The 17,871-nt window shown below is 33.6% G+C and carries 17 protein-coding genes and 2 pseudogenes; 6 read left to right on the top strand and 13 right to left on the bottom strand.

Annotated features, from left to right (window positions below):
- Positions 1-225: pseudogene (locus BM227_RS03660) on the bottom strand (IS1380-like element ISSlsp1 family transposase); the annotation flags it as partial.
- 151 nt (positions 226-376) lie between these two features.
- On the opposite strand from BM227_RS03660, the gene BM227_RS03655 reads away from it, so the two are divergent.
- Positions 377-1,042 carry a response regulator transcription factor gene (locus BM227_RS03655; protein ID WP_092911310.1) on the top strand — a complete coding sequence of 222 codons (666 nt, stop codon included), beginning with the start codon at positions 377-379 and terminating at the stop codon, positions 1,040-1,042.
- Here BM227_RS03655 and BM227_RS03650 read toward each other — a convergent pair.
- From BM227_RS03650 to rpsO, 6 genes and pseudogenes are all read right to left on the bottom strand, one after another.
- Complete coding sequence (locus tag BM227_RS03650; protein ID WP_092911299.1) at positions 1,026-3,041, bottom strand: sensor histidine kinase; 2,016 nt, start codon at positions 3,039-3,041, stop codon at positions 1,026-1,028. The two genes, BM227_RS03655 and BM227_RS03650, sit on opposite strands and share 17 nt — an antisense overlap.
- Before the next feature lie 4 nt (positions 3,042-3,045).
- Positions 3,046-3,456 (bottom strand): type 2 periplasmic-binding domain-containing protein, encoded by a 411-nt coding sequence (locus tag BM227_RS03645; protein ID WP_092911297.1) that lies wholly within the window; start codon positions 3,454-3,456, stop codon positions 3,046-3,048.
- 14 nt (positions 3,457-3,470) lie between these two features.
- Positions 3,471-4,433, bottom strand: a complete 963-nt coding sequence (locus BM227_RS03640) for a hypothetical protein (protein WP_092911295.1) — start codon at positions 4,431-4,433, stop codon at positions 3,471-3,473.
- 33 nt (positions 4,434-4,466) lie between these two features.
- Positions 4,467-4,775: a CZB domain-containing protein gene (locus BM227_RS13320; protein WP_425431707.1), complete on the bottom strand. Its 309-nt coding sequence runs from the start codon at positions 4,773-4,775 to the stop codon at positions 4,467-4,469.
- A 135-nt stretch (positions 4,776-4,910) separates the two neighbouring features.
- Positions 4,911-5,138: pseudogene (locus tag BM227_RS13315) on the bottom strand (methyl-accepting chemotaxis protein); the annotation flags it as partial.
- Between the two features lie 683 nt (positions 5,139-5,821).
- Positions 5,822-6,094 carry a 30S ribosomal protein S15 gene (gene rpsO, locus BM227_RS03630; RefSeq protein WP_092911291.1) on the bottom strand — a complete coding sequence of 91 codons (273 nt, stop codon included), beginning with the start codon at positions 6,092-6,094 and terminating at the stop codon, positions 5,822-5,824.
- A gap of 124 nt (positions 6,095-6,218) precedes the next feature.
- Here rpsO and BM227_RS03625 point away from each other — a divergent pair, with 124 nt between their 5' ends.
- The 5 genes from BM227_RS03625 to BM227_RS13410 are packed head-to-tail and all read left to right on the top strand — an operon-like array spanning position 6,219 to position 11,861.
- The gene (locus tag BM227_RS03625; protein WP_092911289.1) at positions 6,219-6,623 is read left to right on the top strand and encodes an Rrf2 family transcriptional regulator; all 405 of its coding nucleotides are present in this window, start codon (positions 6,219-6,221) and stop codon (positions 6,621-6,623) included.
- Positions 6,624-6,672: 49 nt separating this feature from the next.
- Positions 6,673-8,829 (top strand): flagellar biosynthesis protein FlhA, encoded by a 2,157-nt coding sequence (flhA, locus tag BM227_RS03620; RefSeq protein ID WP_245757010.1) that lies wholly within the window; start codon positions 6,673-6,675, stop codon positions 8,827-8,829.
- Between the two features lie 17 nt (positions 8,830-8,846).
- On the top strand, positions 8,847-9,932 hold the full coding sequence (locus tag BM227_RS03615) for a DHH family phosphoesterase (protein WP_245757008.1): 1,086 nt from the start codon (positions 8,847-8,849) through the stop codon (positions 9,930-9,932).
- Positions 9,911-10,420, top strand: a complete 510-nt coding sequence (locus BM227_RS03610) for a PAS domain-containing protein (RefSeq protein ID WP_092911285.1) — start codon at positions 9,911-9,913, stop codon at positions 10,418-10,420. Before BM227_RS03615 ends, BM227_RS03610 begins: the two co-directional genes overlap by 22 nt.
- Positions 10,389-11,861 carry a methyl-accepting chemotaxis protein gene (locus tag BM227_RS13410; protein ID WP_092911283.1) on the top strand — a complete coding sequence of 491 codons (1,473 nt, stop codon included), beginning with the start codon at positions 10,389-10,391 and terminating at the stop codon, positions 11,859-11,861. Before BM227_RS03610 ends, BM227_RS13410 begins: the two co-directional genes overlap by 32 nt.
- A gap of 17 nt (positions 11,862-11,878) precedes the next feature.
- On the opposite strand, the gene cmoA is transcribed toward BM227_RS13410, so the two are convergent.
- The 6 genes from cmoA to folP are packed head-to-tail and all read right to left on the bottom strand — an operon-like array spanning position 11,879 to position 17,796.
- Positions 11,879-12,592: a carboxy-S-adenosyl-L-methionine synthase CmoA gene (gene cmoA / locus BM227_RS03600; RefSeq protein WP_092911281.1), complete on the bottom strand. Its 714-nt coding sequence runs from the start codon at positions 12,590-12,592 to the stop codon at positions 11,879-11,881.
- Positions 12,579-13,400: a bifunctional riboflavin kinase/FAD synthetase gene (locus BM227_RS03595; RefSeq protein ID WP_092911279.1), complete on the bottom strand. Its 822-nt coding sequence runs from the start codon at positions 13,398-13,400 to the stop codon at positions 12,579-12,581. Before BM227_RS03595 ends, cmoA begins: the two co-directional genes overlap by 14 nt.
- The gene (gene tlyA, locus BM227_RS03590) at positions 13,369-14,094 is read right to left on the bottom strand and encodes a 23S rRNA (cytidine-2'-O)-methyltransferase TlyA (RefSeq protein WP_245757007.1); all 726 of its coding nucleotides are present in this window, start codon (positions 14,092-14,094) and stop codon (positions 13,369-13,371) included. Before tlyA ends, BM227_RS03595 begins: the two co-directional genes overlap by 32 nt.
- Complete coding sequence (ligA, locus tag BM227_RS03585) at positions 14,076-16,025, bottom strand: NAD-dependent DNA ligase LigA (RefSeq protein ID WP_092911277.1); 1,950 nt, start codon at positions 16,023-16,025, stop codon at positions 14,076-14,078. The genes tlyA and ligA overlap by 19 nt, the downstream gene beginning before the upstream one ends.
- Positions 16,022-16,645 carry a hypothetical protein gene (locus BM227_RS03580; RefSeq protein ID WP_092911275.1) on the bottom strand — a complete coding sequence of 208 codons (624 nt, stop codon included), beginning with the start codon at positions 16,643-16,645 and terminating at the stop codon, positions 16,022-16,024. The genes ligA and BM227_RS03580 overlap by 4 nt, the downstream gene beginning before the upstream one ends.
- Positions 16,642-17,796, bottom strand: a complete 1,155-nt coding sequence (gene folP, locus BM227_RS03575; protein ID WP_092911273.1) for a dihydropteroate synthase — start codon at positions 17,794-17,796, stop codon at positions 16,642-16,644. Before folP ends, BM227_RS03580 begins: the two co-directional genes overlap by 4 nt.
- Positions 17,797-17,871 lie beyond the last annotated feature (75 nt).

Below are 17,871 nucleotides of genomic sequence, written 5' to 3'. Positions count from 1 at the left end.
AATATCATCAAGTACACGACCACTGCTGTGAAGCATTAGAATCAAAGGATATATGAACTCAAATGGATCGTACCCATTTGGATGTTTAGCCAAGGGAATGTTTGTATTACAAAGGTGTTCAAGATTCATACCTTTTAGGTATTCACCAAATATTGCTACACCTGCTCTTGGTGTTAATTTCTCATTTGTTGTTTCAATATCAAAGCTTAATATAGTTTGTGGCATAATTTCCTTCCGTGTTTGAAAAAGTTACACCCATTGGGTGAAAGTTTTAGGTGTAACTTTTTCGTTTGTAAATACCTAATTATAGAGCAATTTGGCTTGTTGTCTAATTTGGTATGGATTTATTGGGGTAAAAACAAAAGAGAGGTATTTTATGCACATATTAGTTATAGATGATAACCATACTTTGCAATTTGGTCTAAAAAAACTACTCGAAGAATCAAATTATATTATTTATACAGCTTTATCTATTAAAGAAGCACAAGAACTATTGGCAGAGCGCACATATGATTTAATTTTGCTGGACTGGATGCTGCCTGACGGTAGTGGTGTAGAGTTTTTAAAACAGATTCGACAAGATGGATTGGCTATTCCTATTATGCTATTTTCTTCCAAAAATGAAGTTGTTGATAAAGTGGAAGCTCTTGATGCAGGAGCTGATGACTATTTGGAAAAACCTTTTTCAAATATTGAACTACTGGCTAGAATACGTGCACTTCTTCGTAGAGAGTCTCCACAAAAGCAGAGTATTATTACAATTGGTCCAATGAAGATAGATACTATAGAAAGACGTGTTACTGTAGATGAAAATCCTATAAAACTTTCAACAAAAGAGTTTGAACTACTGGAGTTTTTAGCACGAAACAGTAATGTTGTTTTAACAAGGTACCAGCTTCTTGAGCATATAAATCGTGACTTTGAAACAATGGCTTCAAGCAATATTGTTGATGCACATATAAAAAATTTAAGAAAAAAGCTTGGAAAACCTGAACTCATAGAGACTGTAAGAGGTGTCGGCTATGTTATACGAACAACTTAAATGTAGCTTTGGTTCCTTTTCCTTCTCCTTCACTCTCAATAAACAGATCACCTTTTAAAACCTGTGCTATTTTTTTGCTTAAAGCAAGCCCTAGTCCACTTCCATTTTCACTTCCCCGTACTCTATACTCTCTGTAAAATTCGTTAAAAACCTCTTTTAAAGCATCAGGTTCTATGCCTATACCTGTATCTTCCACTATAACCTCAACACAATATTCAAAAGAAGATAGTGTTACTTTTATCTTGCCATCAAATGTATATTTAACAGCATTTGCCAATAGATTAATAAGAACCTGTCTAAAAAGTTTTGGATCGGTTTGAATACGCATAGAGCTAGAAGTATGATAAAAATTAAGCTCAATCCCTTTTGCTTCAGCTAAAGGCATAACCATATCTATTGTCTCTTCAATTAAAGTTACCAAGTCACACTGCTGAAACATAGGTTCAAGTTTTCCAGACTCAGCTTTAGCCATTGTTAGAATATCATTAATAATCTGTAAAAGATGACTTGCAGAACTCTCTATCTTTCCAAGTACCTCTTTAGCACTCTCATCACAATTTGAAGTTGTCATCAAGTATTGTGTTAAGCTAAGTATTGAACCCAAAGGAGTTCTTAATTCATGAGATAATGCCGAAAAGAACGATGTTTTACTCTTTAAAGCTTCACGAGTAGTTTGCAGTAACTCAATTCTCTCTATCTGCAAAGAGATCATACGTGATGCTGATTCGAAAAAGCGGTTCTCCATTGCCATTGTCTCTTTAGCACCTTCAATACATATAGCTCCATAAACTTTTCTATTATTTTCAAAAGATTGAGCAGACTCTAGCACTATACATCTCTCTCTTTTATCAGATACTTCAGGACAAAAAGTTACAGTATCAGCTGAAGTTAACCTACGAAGTTCTCTACAGGCACGCTCTATTGTCTCCTCTTTTGTCTCACTCTGTATCATATATCCAAAAAAGTTCATTAACTCTATGAGTGTTTGAACAGACTCACGATTTTGTCTCTCAATAGCATTAAATGCTTCAGCAGTCTTTTCCATAAGAAGGTTAAAGTTCTCTGCCAACTCTCCTATCTCATCTTTTGAAAATGGTTTAACCCGCATAGTATAATCATTTGTTGAAACAATTTTTGATGCAGTATCTGCTAGCTTTCTTACAGGTTCAACAATACGTCGATCAATAATAATAGTCAAAATTGATGTTAAAACAAGCATAACAATAAATGTAAAGAGTAAAATATTTTGCACCTGTTGAATTGTTTCAAAAGCTATATCTTTTTTTAAAGCATAACCCAATTTCCATCCATCCAAAGGTGGACCAATAGGTTTGATAACATAAAGATAGTTTTGCAAAAGTATCTTTTTATCAGGAGGATTAAAAAGACTTCCTATATCTTTTTTCAAATTATCTAATGGAATAATCCAGGCAATTACACCATTGCTTATATGAAGTTCGTCAGATAGATTTTTCAAAGGTTTGAAAAGTAAAAGAGTACCTATGGTCAATTTATCATCAAAAGATGCGTAAACAGGTGATGAGAAAACTAAATATTTATTAAAAACAAAAATATAAGGTGCTTTATCTCTAATATTTTCAATTTTTGAAAATAGTTTTTTTAAATCTATTTTAAAATTACTAGCAGTAGCAGAAGCTACTATCTCTCCATTTGTATTGAGAGTTAAAAAAGTAACATCTTTACCTATATCTTCTCTCTTTTTCTCTAAAATCTTTGTTATACGTTTATCAATATCATTGGCAATAATATCATCCATAATTTCAAGCTTACTTAGAAAAAGAACCTCATTGGCAATATCATCTAAATGGTGTTTAAGATGCTCTATAGAGTATAAAGCTTCTACTTCAAGATGTTCTATTGCTCTCTTTTTTAAAACTTCAGTTTCAGATTTTGAGAAAAAATAGATAATAGATAGATAACCTACTGCAATAATAGAAAAAAAAGCTATTATAAGCTTCAAACGAATAGATAGATACATAAAATTAAAACTCCAACTTATACACTATTTTCAGATCATACTTTTTAGCAATATCTTTTTGCATATATCCTATTGCATAAGGTATTTTTTTTATATAAAGTGCTGCAGCTTCTTCTGATTCAACTACTTTTGGTGGTCTATGTCCTCTAAAATGAGCTCTAAGCCAATATCTTTCCAGCTCTTGCCGACTCTTTTTCAATACCTGTTCTTCAAAAACTCTTCTTAAACTGCTATCAAAAGAGAGATTTAGAAGAACTACACGACACCCATTAATAGTATGACGTTTATCAAGGTATAAAGATGCAATTGTATCTTCCGACAATCTATCTACTCCAAGTTTCGGATTTGTGGCAACTACTAAAATATCTGCATTCAAAGAGAGAGCAAAAATTAATGCGTAAAAGTATCGAACCATCTCTATATACCTTATTAAAACATCATAGAAAATGAAAAAAGAGATCGTTCTGAACCATTATCGAAAAAATCAACTTCACCTTTGAGTGCAATATATGGAAGAGGTCTGTAGGTATACCCAAAAACTATACTATTGCTTTTTGGTATTTCACTCAAATCTCTATAACTCTCTATTCTTAAAATTAGATCATGTTTAGGAAGAATATGCCATACACTCTGACCATACACATCATAAAATATCTTTTTTGACTTATCACTCTTTCGAATGCCAGACTCAATCATAAATGTCCAAGATGGTAAATCTTTACAATAACCTAACGTTACATATAATGAACTGTCTCCATCTGTTTCACTGAATTGACCTCCCCCTATCCTCCATTCATTTTCACCATTCTCAAAAGAGAGAGCAAGTGCATAGTGGTAATCTATATTAAAATTATTATATGTATCATCAATTCCTCTATTGTTTTGAAAAGTCAAATATATTGTTAAATTTTTAAAAAATCTTTTATAAAGTATACCTGTAGACATTTCAGGAAATATTGTTTCAAGAATATGTGGGTCAGAAGTAGTATCTCTTAAAACATTAATAGGCCAAGTATTCCAAAAACCTATTTCGGAGAAAAATTTTCCTATCATTATCTCCGAATTATCATCAATGAAGTAATTCACATTTAAACGCTCTATATGAACTTTTTGACTAAATGTCTCATCTTCTGTTTCATCAAACGTTTTAGAGTAAAAGTCCTCTATCTCAAATTCGCTCATAAAACCAAAACGGTTATACTCTCCATAAACCATAAAAGCTAATTCATCAACTGATATAATCTGTTTGTCATTTCGTAAATCTGCTACTGCAGATAGATAGCCTCCAAGATAGATAGGCTTTTCTGTAGGTTTCCAACCTTCACCAAAAATATATTTATCATCTGAAAATAGTGAAATTGCAAATATTATTAAAATAAATAAAAGTCGCATTTTAACCCCTTCTTCTTACGAAGAGGGATTATATCACACTTCATCAATCATAATATTCAAAATTTTAAACAAATCATTTCCAGCTTTTTCAGCCTCTTTAAATTTAGACTCAACATAATCTACTTCGCTTAGACAGGTTCTTTTTTCTATACATTTTAAAGCATCATTTATTGCATTATGTACAGTTTTATGAGGTAACTCTATATCTTTATATGCACTTGTTTTACCAAAAAGCTCTTTTCCATCACTATTTACCCATTTTCCAAATCTGCAATGCATATGATCACTCATAAGCTCATAATTATTATTAAATATTGCTTTATATCCATTCAATTTAAAAATTACATGATCTAATTTTGCTAATGAAATAAATACTCTCTGAACTACTGCTTTTGTATCTTTTTTTAACTCTATATTTTTATTACTTAACTCTTCAAAACCTTGTTTAAAATCTTTTATAAATATTTCTGATTTTGTAGCAATTTTTTCAACCTTCTCACTCTGTTCTAACATAGTACTAGAGTTTTGTTTTAATAAATTTATACTAACTTCAACTTCAGCTGTAGCTTTTTGTGTACGCTCTGCAAGTTTTCTTACTTCATCAGCAACAACAGCAAATCCTCGTCCATGCTCTCCTGCTCTTGCAGCTTCTATTGCAGCATTTAAAGCCAATAAATTTGTCTGATCAGAAATATCTTTTATAAGTGATATAATTCCACTAATTTCCTCAACACTTCCATTTAAATTGTCTGCTATCTCTCTAGACTGATTTGCTGAAAGCATCATATCATCTACTGTACTTGTCATAGCATCAGTAGTCTGTTTTAATGAATCAACAATATCACAACTTTTACCATTTAACATATTTATTTCATTAACTTTAGTCAAATTATAAGCAATATCATTTTGTACTTCTGAAAGATTTTCGCTGCATCCATTCATCATAATAGCAGTTAAAGTTCTCTTTAACCTATTTTCAGCAGATATTTTTTTTATATCACTTTCACTTATTTTATAACTGTTTAATTCTCTCTCCATCTCTTCAATTTTACGCTTTAAAAGTTCATTCTCCTCTTTTAGTTTCACTACTTCAACTTCTGCCTCCTTATTACCAAACAACGACATAGAAAACCTCCTTTTAAATTAAAAAAAATAATTGAACATAACTACTTCTTATTTGATTGTACTCTTTACTCTTTAAATAAAATTAAAATGAATAAAAATAGTCTAAATTTGCTTACTTAATTAAAAAAATGTAATAAGTTAAAGAGTGTTATGCAATTATAATTATAAAGAATATAAATATTATTGAGAGGAGTGAAGATATTTGAAATTAAGACAGAAGTATAAAAAAGACAACAGCATAAGCTATTGTCTTTTAATTTAAATTATTTATCTCTTATACCAAGTGCAGCAATTAGCTTAGTATAACCTTCATAATTTTTCTTTTTAAGATAGCGAAGTAATCTTTTGCGTTGTCCAACAAGCTTTAAAAGTCCAAGTCTTGAAGAGTGATCTTTTTTATTCTCTTTAAGATGCTCAGTCAGATATTTAATACGCTCTGTTAAAAGTGCTATCTGTACTTCTGGAGAACCTGTATCATTCTCACCACGTCCGAATTGTTTAATGATTTCTAGCTTCTTAGCCGAATCCAAAGCCATTTCTGACCTCCTGATTGGTTTATTTCTTTTATGTTTAGCATAAAAGAGTCGCAATTATACATAAAAAAGCAAAGATTTACATTAAATTGAATAAAATTACCTTAACATTACATAGGGGGAAACTATGTTACTAACTAGAGCAAGTGAATATGCACTGCTGTCATTAGCATTAATAGGTGAAGGGGGTGAACCAAAAGATGTTGAAACCCTTTCAAAACAGCTTGATATATCAAAAAGTTTTTTAGCAAAAGTATTACAAAACTTAGCAAAAAATGGAATTTTGATCTCATACAAAGGTGCAAAAGGAGGCTTTGCTCTGAATAAACGTTTTGATGAGATTTCAATTATAGAGGTAATTAAAGCTGCTGAAGGAAAAAATCCTTCAGTATTTGACTGTTCTCCTTCACAGGAGTGTTGTCCAGGTGATCGTGCAAATTCTTGTGTAATCTGGCCTTTTTTAAACAGATTACAGAATAAAATTGATGGATTTTTAGAAAATTTAACACTAAAAGATATTTTAGATAACTAAGGTTTGATTTTTGGCAAAAGCGACACGTTTCAGACTTCTTCAGAGAGCAATACCATTACTTGAAACTATCGCTAGTGCGAAAGATTTAACAATTGTAGGTCTGATAGTTGCTATTTTAGCAATTATCATTGTACCTCTTCCTAGTCCAGTTCTTGATATGTGCTTGACTCTTTCTATTGCCATATCTGTTTTGATGATTCTTATCTCAATTTTTATAGAAAAACCGACAGACTTTACTACTTTTCCAACTTTAATACTATTAATTACACTCTATAGACTCTCTCTTAACATAGCAACAACTCGTATGATTTTATCAAAAGGGCATGAAGGTCCTGACGCAGTAAGTGACATAATTACAAGCTTTGGAGAGTTTGTTGTTGGAGGAAACTATGTAATTGGTACCATAGTTTTTGTAATTATTGTACTTATTAACTTTATGGTCATTACAAAAGGTTCAACAAGGGTTGCTGAAGTTTCTGCACGTTTTACACTTGATGCTATGCCAGGTAAACAGATGGCAATAGATGCAGATTTAAATGCTGGTTTAATAGATGAAAATACTGCAAAAGAGCGAAGACAAGCAATCATACAAGAAGCAAGCTTTTATGGTGCAATGGATGGTTCTAGTAAATTTGTACAAGGTGATGCAGTTGCCGGCATTATTATTACAATAGTCAATATTATTGGCGGTCTACTTATTGGAATGTTTCAACATGATATGTCTCTTTCAGATTCGGCAAGAGTATTTACCATATTAACTATTGGTGATGGTCTTGTATCTCAAATTCCTGCATTGATCCTATCAACAGCTACTGGTATCATCATAACACGTGCAAGTAAAGATGAAGAAAAAAACTTTGCAGAAGGTGCCATAAACCAATTAATGAAAGAGTACAGAACTCTGTTTGTAGTTGGTTTTATACTCTTTATGTTTGCTTTGGTTCCAGGTCTTCCAACAATTCCTCTCTCCTTTGTCGCTTTTATTTTCCTAGGTCTTGGATACCTAATTAGAAGACAAAAAGATGGTCTTGGAATTTTTGGAGGATTACCACTCTCATCTGGTAAAACAGCTTCAGCAGGAGCTGAGCAGACAGCTGAATCTGGCTCTGCAACTGAAGAAAAGAGTGCACAGCGGGAAGAAGCAAAAAAAGTTGATGAAGAGGCTGCTTTAAATGATATTTTAAAAGTTGAAATGCTTGAGCTTGATCTTGGATACCAGCTTATAAAACTTGCTGATGGCAGTCGAGGAGGAGATTTACTAGAAAGAATTAGAAGTATGCGGCGAAAAATTGCTGCTGACTATGGATTTTTAATGCCGCAAGTTCGAATAAGAGATAATCTACAACTACCTCCAAATATATACCAAATCTTACTTAAAGGTGTAGAGATAGGCAGTGGCGAAATTTATGCCGATAAATTTTTAGCAATGAATAGTGGTATGGCAACAGAAGAGATAGACGGTATACATACAAAAGAGCCTGCCTTTGGTCTAGATGCAATATGGATTGATGCTGACAAAAAAGAAGAAGCCATCATAAAAGGATATACTGTTATTGACCCGGCAACAGTTATATCAACACACATGAGTGAACTGGTTAAAAAACATGCAGAAGAGTTATTGACTCGACAAGAAGTTCAATCTCTACTGGAAAAACTCAAAAAAGATTATCAAGTTGTTGTAGACGATACACTAAAAGTCGCTTCACTTGGTCTAATTCAACGTGTCTTAAAACAGCTATTGCATGAGCAGATTCCAATAAAAGATATGGTTACAATTCTTGAAACCATAGCTGATGTAGCAGAATATACAAAAAATGTTGATATAATTGTAGAACAGGTTCGTGCCAGACTTTCACGTATCATCACAAGTCTTTATAAAGATGAAAATGGCACTATTAAATTATTAACACTAAATACTGCCACAGAACAAGTTATGCTTAATCATTTAAGAGATAATGAATCAGGAAGACAACTACTGCTTAATGTAGGTCAAATTAATAAAGTGGTAGAAACAATTAGTCAGGAAGCACAAAAAATTCTGCAAAAAGGTATTGCACCTGTTATATTGATTGTTGATCCACTTCTTCGCAAACCTCTTGCAGAGATTTTTGAACGTTTTGGATTAGATATAGTGGTATTAAGCCACGCAGAGATAGATCCAAATGCAAACTTTGAAGTTCTTGGAAGTATTGAAATTGAAATTTAAATAATAAGGAAAAGATATTGGAACAGATAGATTCAGTTTATCATTTATCACATACAGACTTAGACGGCTATGCTTGTCAGTTTCTTACATCTAAATGTTTTAAAAAAATAGTATTCCAAAATAGTAATTATGGTGATGAAATAACAGGTAGATTAAAACTGTTTTTTGATCAAATGTTACTGGACAATGCAAAATCGATACTACTGCTTATTACAGATTTAAATCTCTCTATACAGCAGTGTTCATATATAGAAGAACAGATTGAAAAATTACAAAATTTAAAAGGCAATATAAAAATTCAGGTACAACTGCTCGATCATCATGGAAGTGGTAAAGATTCAGCTGCAAAATTTTCTTGGTATTATCTTGATACATCACGAAGTGCTACAAAAATCACATATGATTGGTTAATCGATACATTTGAGTGCAAAACAATAGTTGAATATAAATCTTTAATAGATGCAATCAATGCAATTGATATTTGGCTCATAGATGAAAAAGGGTTTGAGTTTGGAAAAGTGTTGATGGGTGCTATAGCATCATCAAGAGAAGTTGGAAGAACACTATTTGATGACAAAGACAGAGAACACAAATTTCATATGATTGCATCAGCTAATAACTTAATAGATGAAGAGGATGCTCATATAAAACTTGATAACTCAATGCATAAAATTAAAAAATCATTTTTTGCAGAAAAAAGAGACGATAATACCTTAGATAATCTTGTTGCTGATTATCTTACAGATCTACTTACTGATAAAAAAGAGGAATTAAAAATATACTATAAAGATAAAATAGGTATTTTAACTTATGGTATACCAAATATATCAGTAATTGGGAATGCATTTTTGGTTGCAAATCCAGATATTGACTTTATATTGAATGTTTCACCAAATGGTTCTATAAGCTTAAGAAGTAATAATAAAGCTGATGTAAGTGAAATTGCATCTACTCTTGCAGGTGGTGGTGGACACCCCAATGCAAGCGGTGGCCGCATTAATAATTTTAAAGAGTTATTCAGTTACATAGATGTAAAATCTTTTATTACATCTCTAATAAAAGAAAAGGTAAAGGAGGGTTTATGCGACGGCCAACCCCAATAAATAATGAAAAGGTTTTGAATGAAGATGATTTTATCGTCTCCAAAACAGACCTTAAAGGTCGTATTATTTACGGCAACAAAATTTTTATAAAAATATCTGGTTATGAAGAAAATGAACTATTAGGAGCACCTCACTCTATTTTACGACATCCAGATATGCCAAAAATAGTCTTTAAACTTCTTTGGGAACGAATTCAAAATAAACAAGAGATTTTTGCATATGTAAAAAATCTTTGTAAAGATGGGTCATTCTACTGGGTATTTGCAAACGTAACTGTAACAACAGATCCACAGGGAAATCCACGGGACTACCATTCAGTACGAAGAAAGCCAAGTGCAAGAGCCTTAGATGTTATTAAACCGCTATATGCACAATTAATAGAGGAAGAGAGACGAGGTGGAATGGAAGCGTCTGGAAGACTATTAAATAAAATTTTAGAAGAAAAAGGAGTGAGTTATGACGAGCTTATACTCGGCCTTCAGCAATAAGCAGACCTTACTGTTTCTTATAACAGCATTAGGTGCTGCTGTCTATCTTTTGGTAACTGGTGCTTATATTCCAGGTGCTGTCATAGGAGTCCTTTCTATAGGAGGATTATTTATTCCATCCAATCAAAGTGGTGCCTGTGAAAAGATTTTTCAAGATCCTCTCATAAGACAAATACGTGATGTATTGGCAAAAGCAGGTAACGGTGAACTTTCAGATCGAATTACAAACATTCCAGATGATCACGTTTTACAAGGTGTAGCATGGGGAATTAATGATATGCTGGATCAGGTAGAACAGATGATGAGAGATATACGTGCTTCAATTGATGCAGCAAATGAAGGAAGAACTTACCGCATACTATTTATTGGTGGTTATAAAGGTGACTTCCGTGCATCTGTTCCTCACCTTAATACTGCAATCAGATCTATAGCAGAATCATTTAAAACAAAAATGCGTGGAGAGTTAAGCAGAGAGTTTGAAAAAGAGACTGGTGGTGTAGCTTCTGGACTCAGAATCATACAAAATGATATTACTAAAAACTCTGTTCTACTTGAGCGTATTCAGAAAAATACTGCTGAAACAGCTGAAGAAGCAGCTAAAAGCCGAGAAACAGTTCGTGCTATTGTTAGCAGTTTAGATCAATTAATACAGCTCATTTCTCACTCCAATGAAGCTATTATTTCACTAAATGAACGTACTGGTGAAATTTCAGCTATTGTAAACCTTATTAAAGATATTGCTGATCAAACAAACTTGCTTGCACTAAACGCAGCAATTGAAGCTGCAAGAGCAGGAGAGCATGGTAGAGGGTTTGCTGTCGTTGCAGATGAAGTTAGGAAACTTGCAGAAAGAACGCAAAAAGCTACGCAAGAGATTGCCATTACTATTCAAACATTACAGCAAGAGTCAAATGATATTCAATCTAACTCTGAAGAAATATCTTCTATAGCAACAAACTCTCAAGATGATATTAATAGATTTGAAAGTACACTTGAGCAATTTACACAAAAAACAGATGAGTCTGCAAAAGAGGCTAAGTTTATTCGTGATTCACTCTTTGGTACACTGATTAAAGTTGATCATATTATCTTTAAGTCAAATGCATATATTACTGTACTAAATGAAAATGAAGACAAAGTTATTGAATTTTCTGATCACCATAGTTGCAGACTTGGAAAATGGTATGATACAACAGGTAAAGAGTTGTTTAGTCATACTCCTTCATACAAAGCTATGGAAAAACCACATGAAAAAGTACATGAAATGGTACTTCAAACTATACCTTGTGCAAAAACACATAACTGTCTTACACCAGAAAATCGTCCTAAACTTGTTAAAAACTTCCTTGAAATGGAAAAAGCAAGTAATCAACTATTTGAGCTTATTCATAAAATGGTTAGAGAAGCCAATCCTGAAGTTAACTGGGAAGAAGTCGCCTAAATTGGCGGCTCTACCAGTCAACTTTTAAATGCTGCCATAGTTACAAAATTACCCCATTGAAAAATAGTTTCACAACTTTTAAATCCACAAGACTTAAACATTAAAAAATTCTCTTCAATAGTATAAGGAATTAAAACATTCTCTAAAGCTTCTCTTTTTTGCATAATTTCACTTTTGCTGTAACCCTGCTGCTGCTTATAGTCGTAATATATATCAATGATTTGCTTATTTAACCAACTATTTTGCATCAATACCTTTTCACTGCATATAAACATTCCACCACTATTGAGCGAATCATAAATTTTTTGTACTGCATCTTTTCTAACTATAGGACGAATAAACTGCAATGTATAGTTTGAAAGTATTATATCGGCACCACTAAAATCAACTTTTAAAATATCACCACAAATAAAATCTACTTTTATATCAAAAGCCTTAGCTTTTTTTTGTGCCAACTCTACCATAGCAGAAGCATTATCAATACCTGTAAAAGTTACATCTTCACTGCATCTTCTAGCCAATTCAATTAACATAGAGCCAGTTGAAGAGCCCAAATCTACAATATGCATTTCCTTCTTGATTCGTCTAAGCAGTAGATTAACAATTAACTCTATATTTTGTCGATAAAATGGAACAGAACGCTCAATCATATCATCAAAAACTGCAGCAACCTGTTCATCAAACTCAAAATGTTTTTCAATTGGTTTTACAAATATATTATCTCTTTTCACAAGCAACCTCTATATCTTTTAAAATTTGCTTTTTTAGGTCATCAAGAGAGTCAAACTTTCTGTTTCTACGAATGTATCTATTCCATCTAATAGAGACTTTTCCTCTAATATCAGATAAATTTTTGTCTATAATATGTGTCTCTATACTAAAATTTCCATCAGTAGTAACTCTATGACCTACAAATGTTACAGAAGCAAAGTACTTACCAGCAATAGAAGTTTCAGTAGCATATACTCCCGGCTTTGGAAGTAAAAATTTGCCAGTAGATAAATTGATGGTTGGAACAAGCTTCTCTTTGCCGATCCCCTGCCCTGAAACTACTTCACCCCAAATTTCATAAACTCTTCCTAACATACTATTGGCTCTATCTAGTTCACCTGATTCAATCAGCTTGCGAATAAAACGTGAATGTATAGGTTGTTCTTTTAACTTTACCTCTTTTATGACTATCACTTCACCACAAAAAAGTTTTTTAAGAGACTCTGTATTACCACTTCTGTTTAATCCAAAAAGAAAATCATCTCCTACTACAATGCGGCTAAGTTTTGGAAAGTCGATAACCAGCTTTTTAACAAAAGCTTCAGGGGACATTTGCCGTATAAACTCAAAATCATAAAAAAATATAGGCAAGTCGGTAAAAAAAGTACGATAGATATGAGGAGTAAGAGTAGCACGAAAATGCTCAATAACAACAATTCCACCATTTTGAGTAAGCTTTTCAAAAAGAGCTTTATGCCCTAAATGCATTCCGTCAAAATTACCAATAGCAATAGAATCAACTGTTGATGAAACAGTAAAACCACTCATGGTTTCCCTCCTTGCCCGGCAGTGTAGAAACCTCTTTAACCATCAAACGCCATCCAAGCTCTGCTGTTGTGCGCTCAAACTGACGCTGTGCTAACGCAATAGCTTTTTCATCAGTTACAACACCGTGTCGATCCCGTTTTGCTTCACGTCCTACTTCAAACTGCGGTTTAAAGAGAAGAATCAATACACCATTTGCCAACCGATCAAGATCACTTAAAATATGGTGCAAACTAATGAATGAGACATCACAAGTCACCACTTCAAAAGGTTGTTTGCTCTGAAACTCTCTAATATCAGTAGATTCAACACTTAGTACTCGTTCATCATTGCGTAGACTCTCATGAAGTTGAGATGTCCCAACATCAAGTGCCGTAACACTTTTAGCACCACGTTCAAGCAAAATTTGCGTAAATCCTCCTGTACTTGCTCCAACATCAAGACAACGCTTCCCCTCAATTGCTATTGGATGAACATCCAAAAAGCCTTTGAGCTTGCGTGCTGCACGACTGACAAATCGCGTATCACCAAAAATTTCTATATTTGCATCCTCTTTAGCTTTAAATGATGGCTTATCAACCACTTTGCCATCAACTGCAACATTTCCCTCTTTAATCAACGCCTGTGCTTTCGTACGACTATCAACAAGCCCACGTTCCACTAAAAGAGTATCAAGCCTCACTTGATTCTCTCCCACATCTCATCTTCACTCATCAATGTTACACCAAGCTGTTTGGCTTTCTCATACTTACTTCCGGCATCTTCTCCATAAATTACAATGTCAGTCTTTTTAGATACACTTCCTGTAACCTTTGCTCCCATTTTTTCAAGCATTGCCTTAATCTCACCACGCGATTTACTCATAGAACCAGTTAAAACTATGGTTTTAGAGGTAAAAGCAGACTCTTGTATCTCCTCTTGTTCAGGGGCTTGTGGTTGGATAATCTCTAAAAGACGTGCTACTTTATCACCATTAACCCGCATAAACTCAATAAAACTCTCAGCCATCTCTTCACCAAATCCATCAAGTGCCATCAACTCATCTTTAGAAAGACGCATAAACTCCAAGCCATAGGTTTGGCAAATCTTTTTACTTGCAACTTCACCTATATGCTCTATTCCAAGAGAGTTGATAAATCTCCAACACTCCACACCCTTGCTATTTTCAATAGCTTTTAAAAGATTTTTTGCCTTCTTCTCTTTAAAGCCCTCAAGCTTTAAAAGATCATCCATTGTTAGGCTATAAAGATCTTCAATCTGCTTTATAAGCCCTTCATTATAAAGCTGCTCTACTATCTTCTCACCAAGACCATCTATATTAAGACACTGTTTAGAAGCAAAATAGATAATAGAGTTAACAACACGTGCAGAACAGTTTAAATTTTGACATTTAATTAGTGCACCCTCATCTAAAAGCTCACTTTTACAAACTGGACACTCATTAGGACGCTCTATTTTCTTCTCATTTCCTGTTCTAAAATGCTCCAATACTTTAATGATCTTTGGAATAACATCGCCACTGCGAATAATTATAACCATATCGCCAATGCGAATATCTTTACGCTCTATCTCATCAAAATTATGCAGTGTAGCTCTCTCTACAATAACACCTTCAATCTCTACAGGCTCTAAAACTGCAACAGGAGTAATGACACCTGTACGACCAACTTGCAACACTACATCTTTTATACGTGTCTGTTTTTCAACTGCAGGAAATTTGTATGCAACTATCCAGCGTGGTGACTTGACTGTGTAACCCAGAGCCTCTTGAGCAGCAAATCTGTCAACTTTTACAACCATACCGTCAAGCATTACATCAAGACTATCACGCATTTTACGCAACTCATCATAGATAGCTTCTATCTCTTTTACCGTTTCACAAACTCTTCTGATAGGCGGTTTTCTAAACCCAAGATTGTAAACATAGTCCATAACCTCACTCAAATACTCCAAAGTAAGGTCGTGAACTCCAACACCCCAAGGCTGAAAAATAAGTTTTCGCTTAGCAACTGTTTTTGGATCAAGCTGACGAAGGCTTCCTGCTGCTGCATTTCTTGGATTTGCAAAAAGAGGTTCGCCTAACTTTGCACGCTCTTCATTGATTCGCTCAAACTCTTGCTTTGTCATCAAGACTTCACCGCGAATTTCTATAAGCCCTTTATGTTCAATCTCAAGCCTTATTGATTGAATGGTTCTGGCATTATTTGTAACATCTTCCCCTTCAACACCATTTCCTCTAGTAATTGCCTGCTTTAAAAGTCCATTTTCATAAATCAGGTTAAGGCTGGCTCCATCAAACTTTGGTTCTATATAGTAGCGTTCATTTGGGAAATTTTTTTGAATACGCGCCATCCACTCTTCAAACTCTTTGGCATTAAAAACATCTTCCATACTCCACATACGGCTTAAGTGTTTTGCCTTTTGAAATCCATCCTTTAATGTAGCACCAACTCGCTGTGTAGGTGAAGTAAAATCAATATCTTCAGGATGCTCTTTTTCATAATCCAATACTTCATGGTAAAGTTTGTCATAGACTTCATCTGTTACAAGCGGATTATCTTCTATATAGTAGGCATATGCCCATTTTTTTAATTTTTCAACAGCTTTTAAATACTCTTGTTTTGTCATATCTTCTCCACCTTTTGAGGCTCCGGTAACTGTGGAGCCGGTTCATTCTCTTCTTGAAGCTCTTTAAGAGACTTTTTAAGTCTCTCTTTAATGCTTTTTAGAGAATCTTCAAATGTATCTCCAAATATGTCAAAACTCTTTTTCAGCTTTTTTTGAAGCTCCTCATACTGCTCTTTCCCTAAACCGATTGCATCCTCAAGCATCTTGGTTGTACAAGATGCCAAACCTTTTTTAATAGTAGAGTTGTAACTTTCCATCGCTACAATATCATCAACAAGCCACTTATCTTCTACCTTCAAAAGCTCTGTATCTATTGTTATATTGCACTCTTTATCTTCAACCGCTTCAATGGGAATAGCAAAAAATATAGTTGTAGGAACAAAAGCGTGTCCGTTTATAACATTTGCCTCTTTAAGCTCTGCACCTTTTAACTTTACATTCAACAGTGATGATCTTTTTATTTTGGATCTGATTGTCAAAGATTTTGCAGTTCTAAGATCGTCATTTACCATAGCATTCCAAAACTTTTTTGTCACTTCATTTGGTGTTTCATCATTTGCATTAGCCATATTTACACTTATTAAAAAAACTAATGCTATCAGATTGATTAACTTTTTCATAACACACTCCCCTCTTCTATAGCTTCATAAACTTTTATTGCCTGTTTATGCTCTTTGACATCATGGCAACGAACTATTGATGCACCTCTTCTAATAGCTTCTAAATGAATTGCAAGAGTACCAGGCAGACGCTCTTCTACTGGTGTCGGAACTATTTTATGAATCATAGATTTTCGGCTGGCACCTATTAACACTTCACATCCAAAATGTCTGAAATGCTTTAAGTTTTTAAGTAACATCAAATTGTGTTCCAGCGTTTTACCAAAGCCTATCCCTACATCAAGTACTAAGTCTTCTATTTTAAAGCCAATTTCCAATGCTCTTTCTATACGATCTTCAAAAAAAGCATCAATATCTAAAATAACATTATCATAATGAGGATTTTTTTGCATCGTCTCTGGAGTTCCTTGCATATGCATTATAATATATGTTGCACCATATGACTTTGCCAACTCACCAAGCTTGCTGTTTTGCATTCCTGTAATATCATTAACAATAGAAAAACCGCTCTCCAAAGCATATGCTATTGCCTCTAAAGAGTAAGAGTCGATACTAAATATTGCTTTGTCATATAACTTTTCTTGCTTTATAGTGTCAATAATAGGTTTTAGCCTTCTTAACTCCTCTTGGGATGTTACAGGTTCACTTCCCGGACGAGAAGATACAGCTCCTATGTCAATAATATCAGCACCATCTTCGATCATATTCTCAATAGCTTCAACAGCACTTTTTTCAAGATAACGACTGCCAGGATAAAAACTATCGTCATTGGCATTGATAATACCCATAATTTTAGTCTTAAATTTTGACTCTTTTAAAAAGTCTTCAAGTTTTTTTGCTAACTTTTTCAACCCAAAAGGCTGAGCCTTCTCTTTTCTTGCCAGAAATTCTAACTGACGTTTTGTGCCTATTAAAATAGCATCATAATGAGATTTACTGCATGTAACCACACCAGTTGGAACTGCAAGCTCAGCTCCTATAGACAAGCAATCCTGCTTTAAAATATTTGCAGCTCCTGCTGATATATCTTTTATTACAAAAAGATGTGTATCCATCTTTTTAGACATAATGGCAACCCCGCCTTTATCAGAGCCTAGCAGTTTAAGAGCAGTTTTTGCATCATTTGGTTTGTCAATTCGGTAAATTTTCACTTTAAATTTCCCTCAAAGCTTTTTATTTATAGGTAATTTTAATAAAAAAAGAGAGATTTTTCACAAGCTTTTAAT

This window comes from Hydrogenimonas thermophila (genome assembly GCF_900115615.1).
Lineage (GTDB): Bacteria > Campylobacterota > Campylobacteria > Campylobacterales > Hydrogenimonadaceae > Hydrogenimonas > Hydrogenimonas thermophila.
Note: the sequence above shows the minus strand (reverse complement) of the source record. Positions and strands in the feature narration are given on the sequence as shown.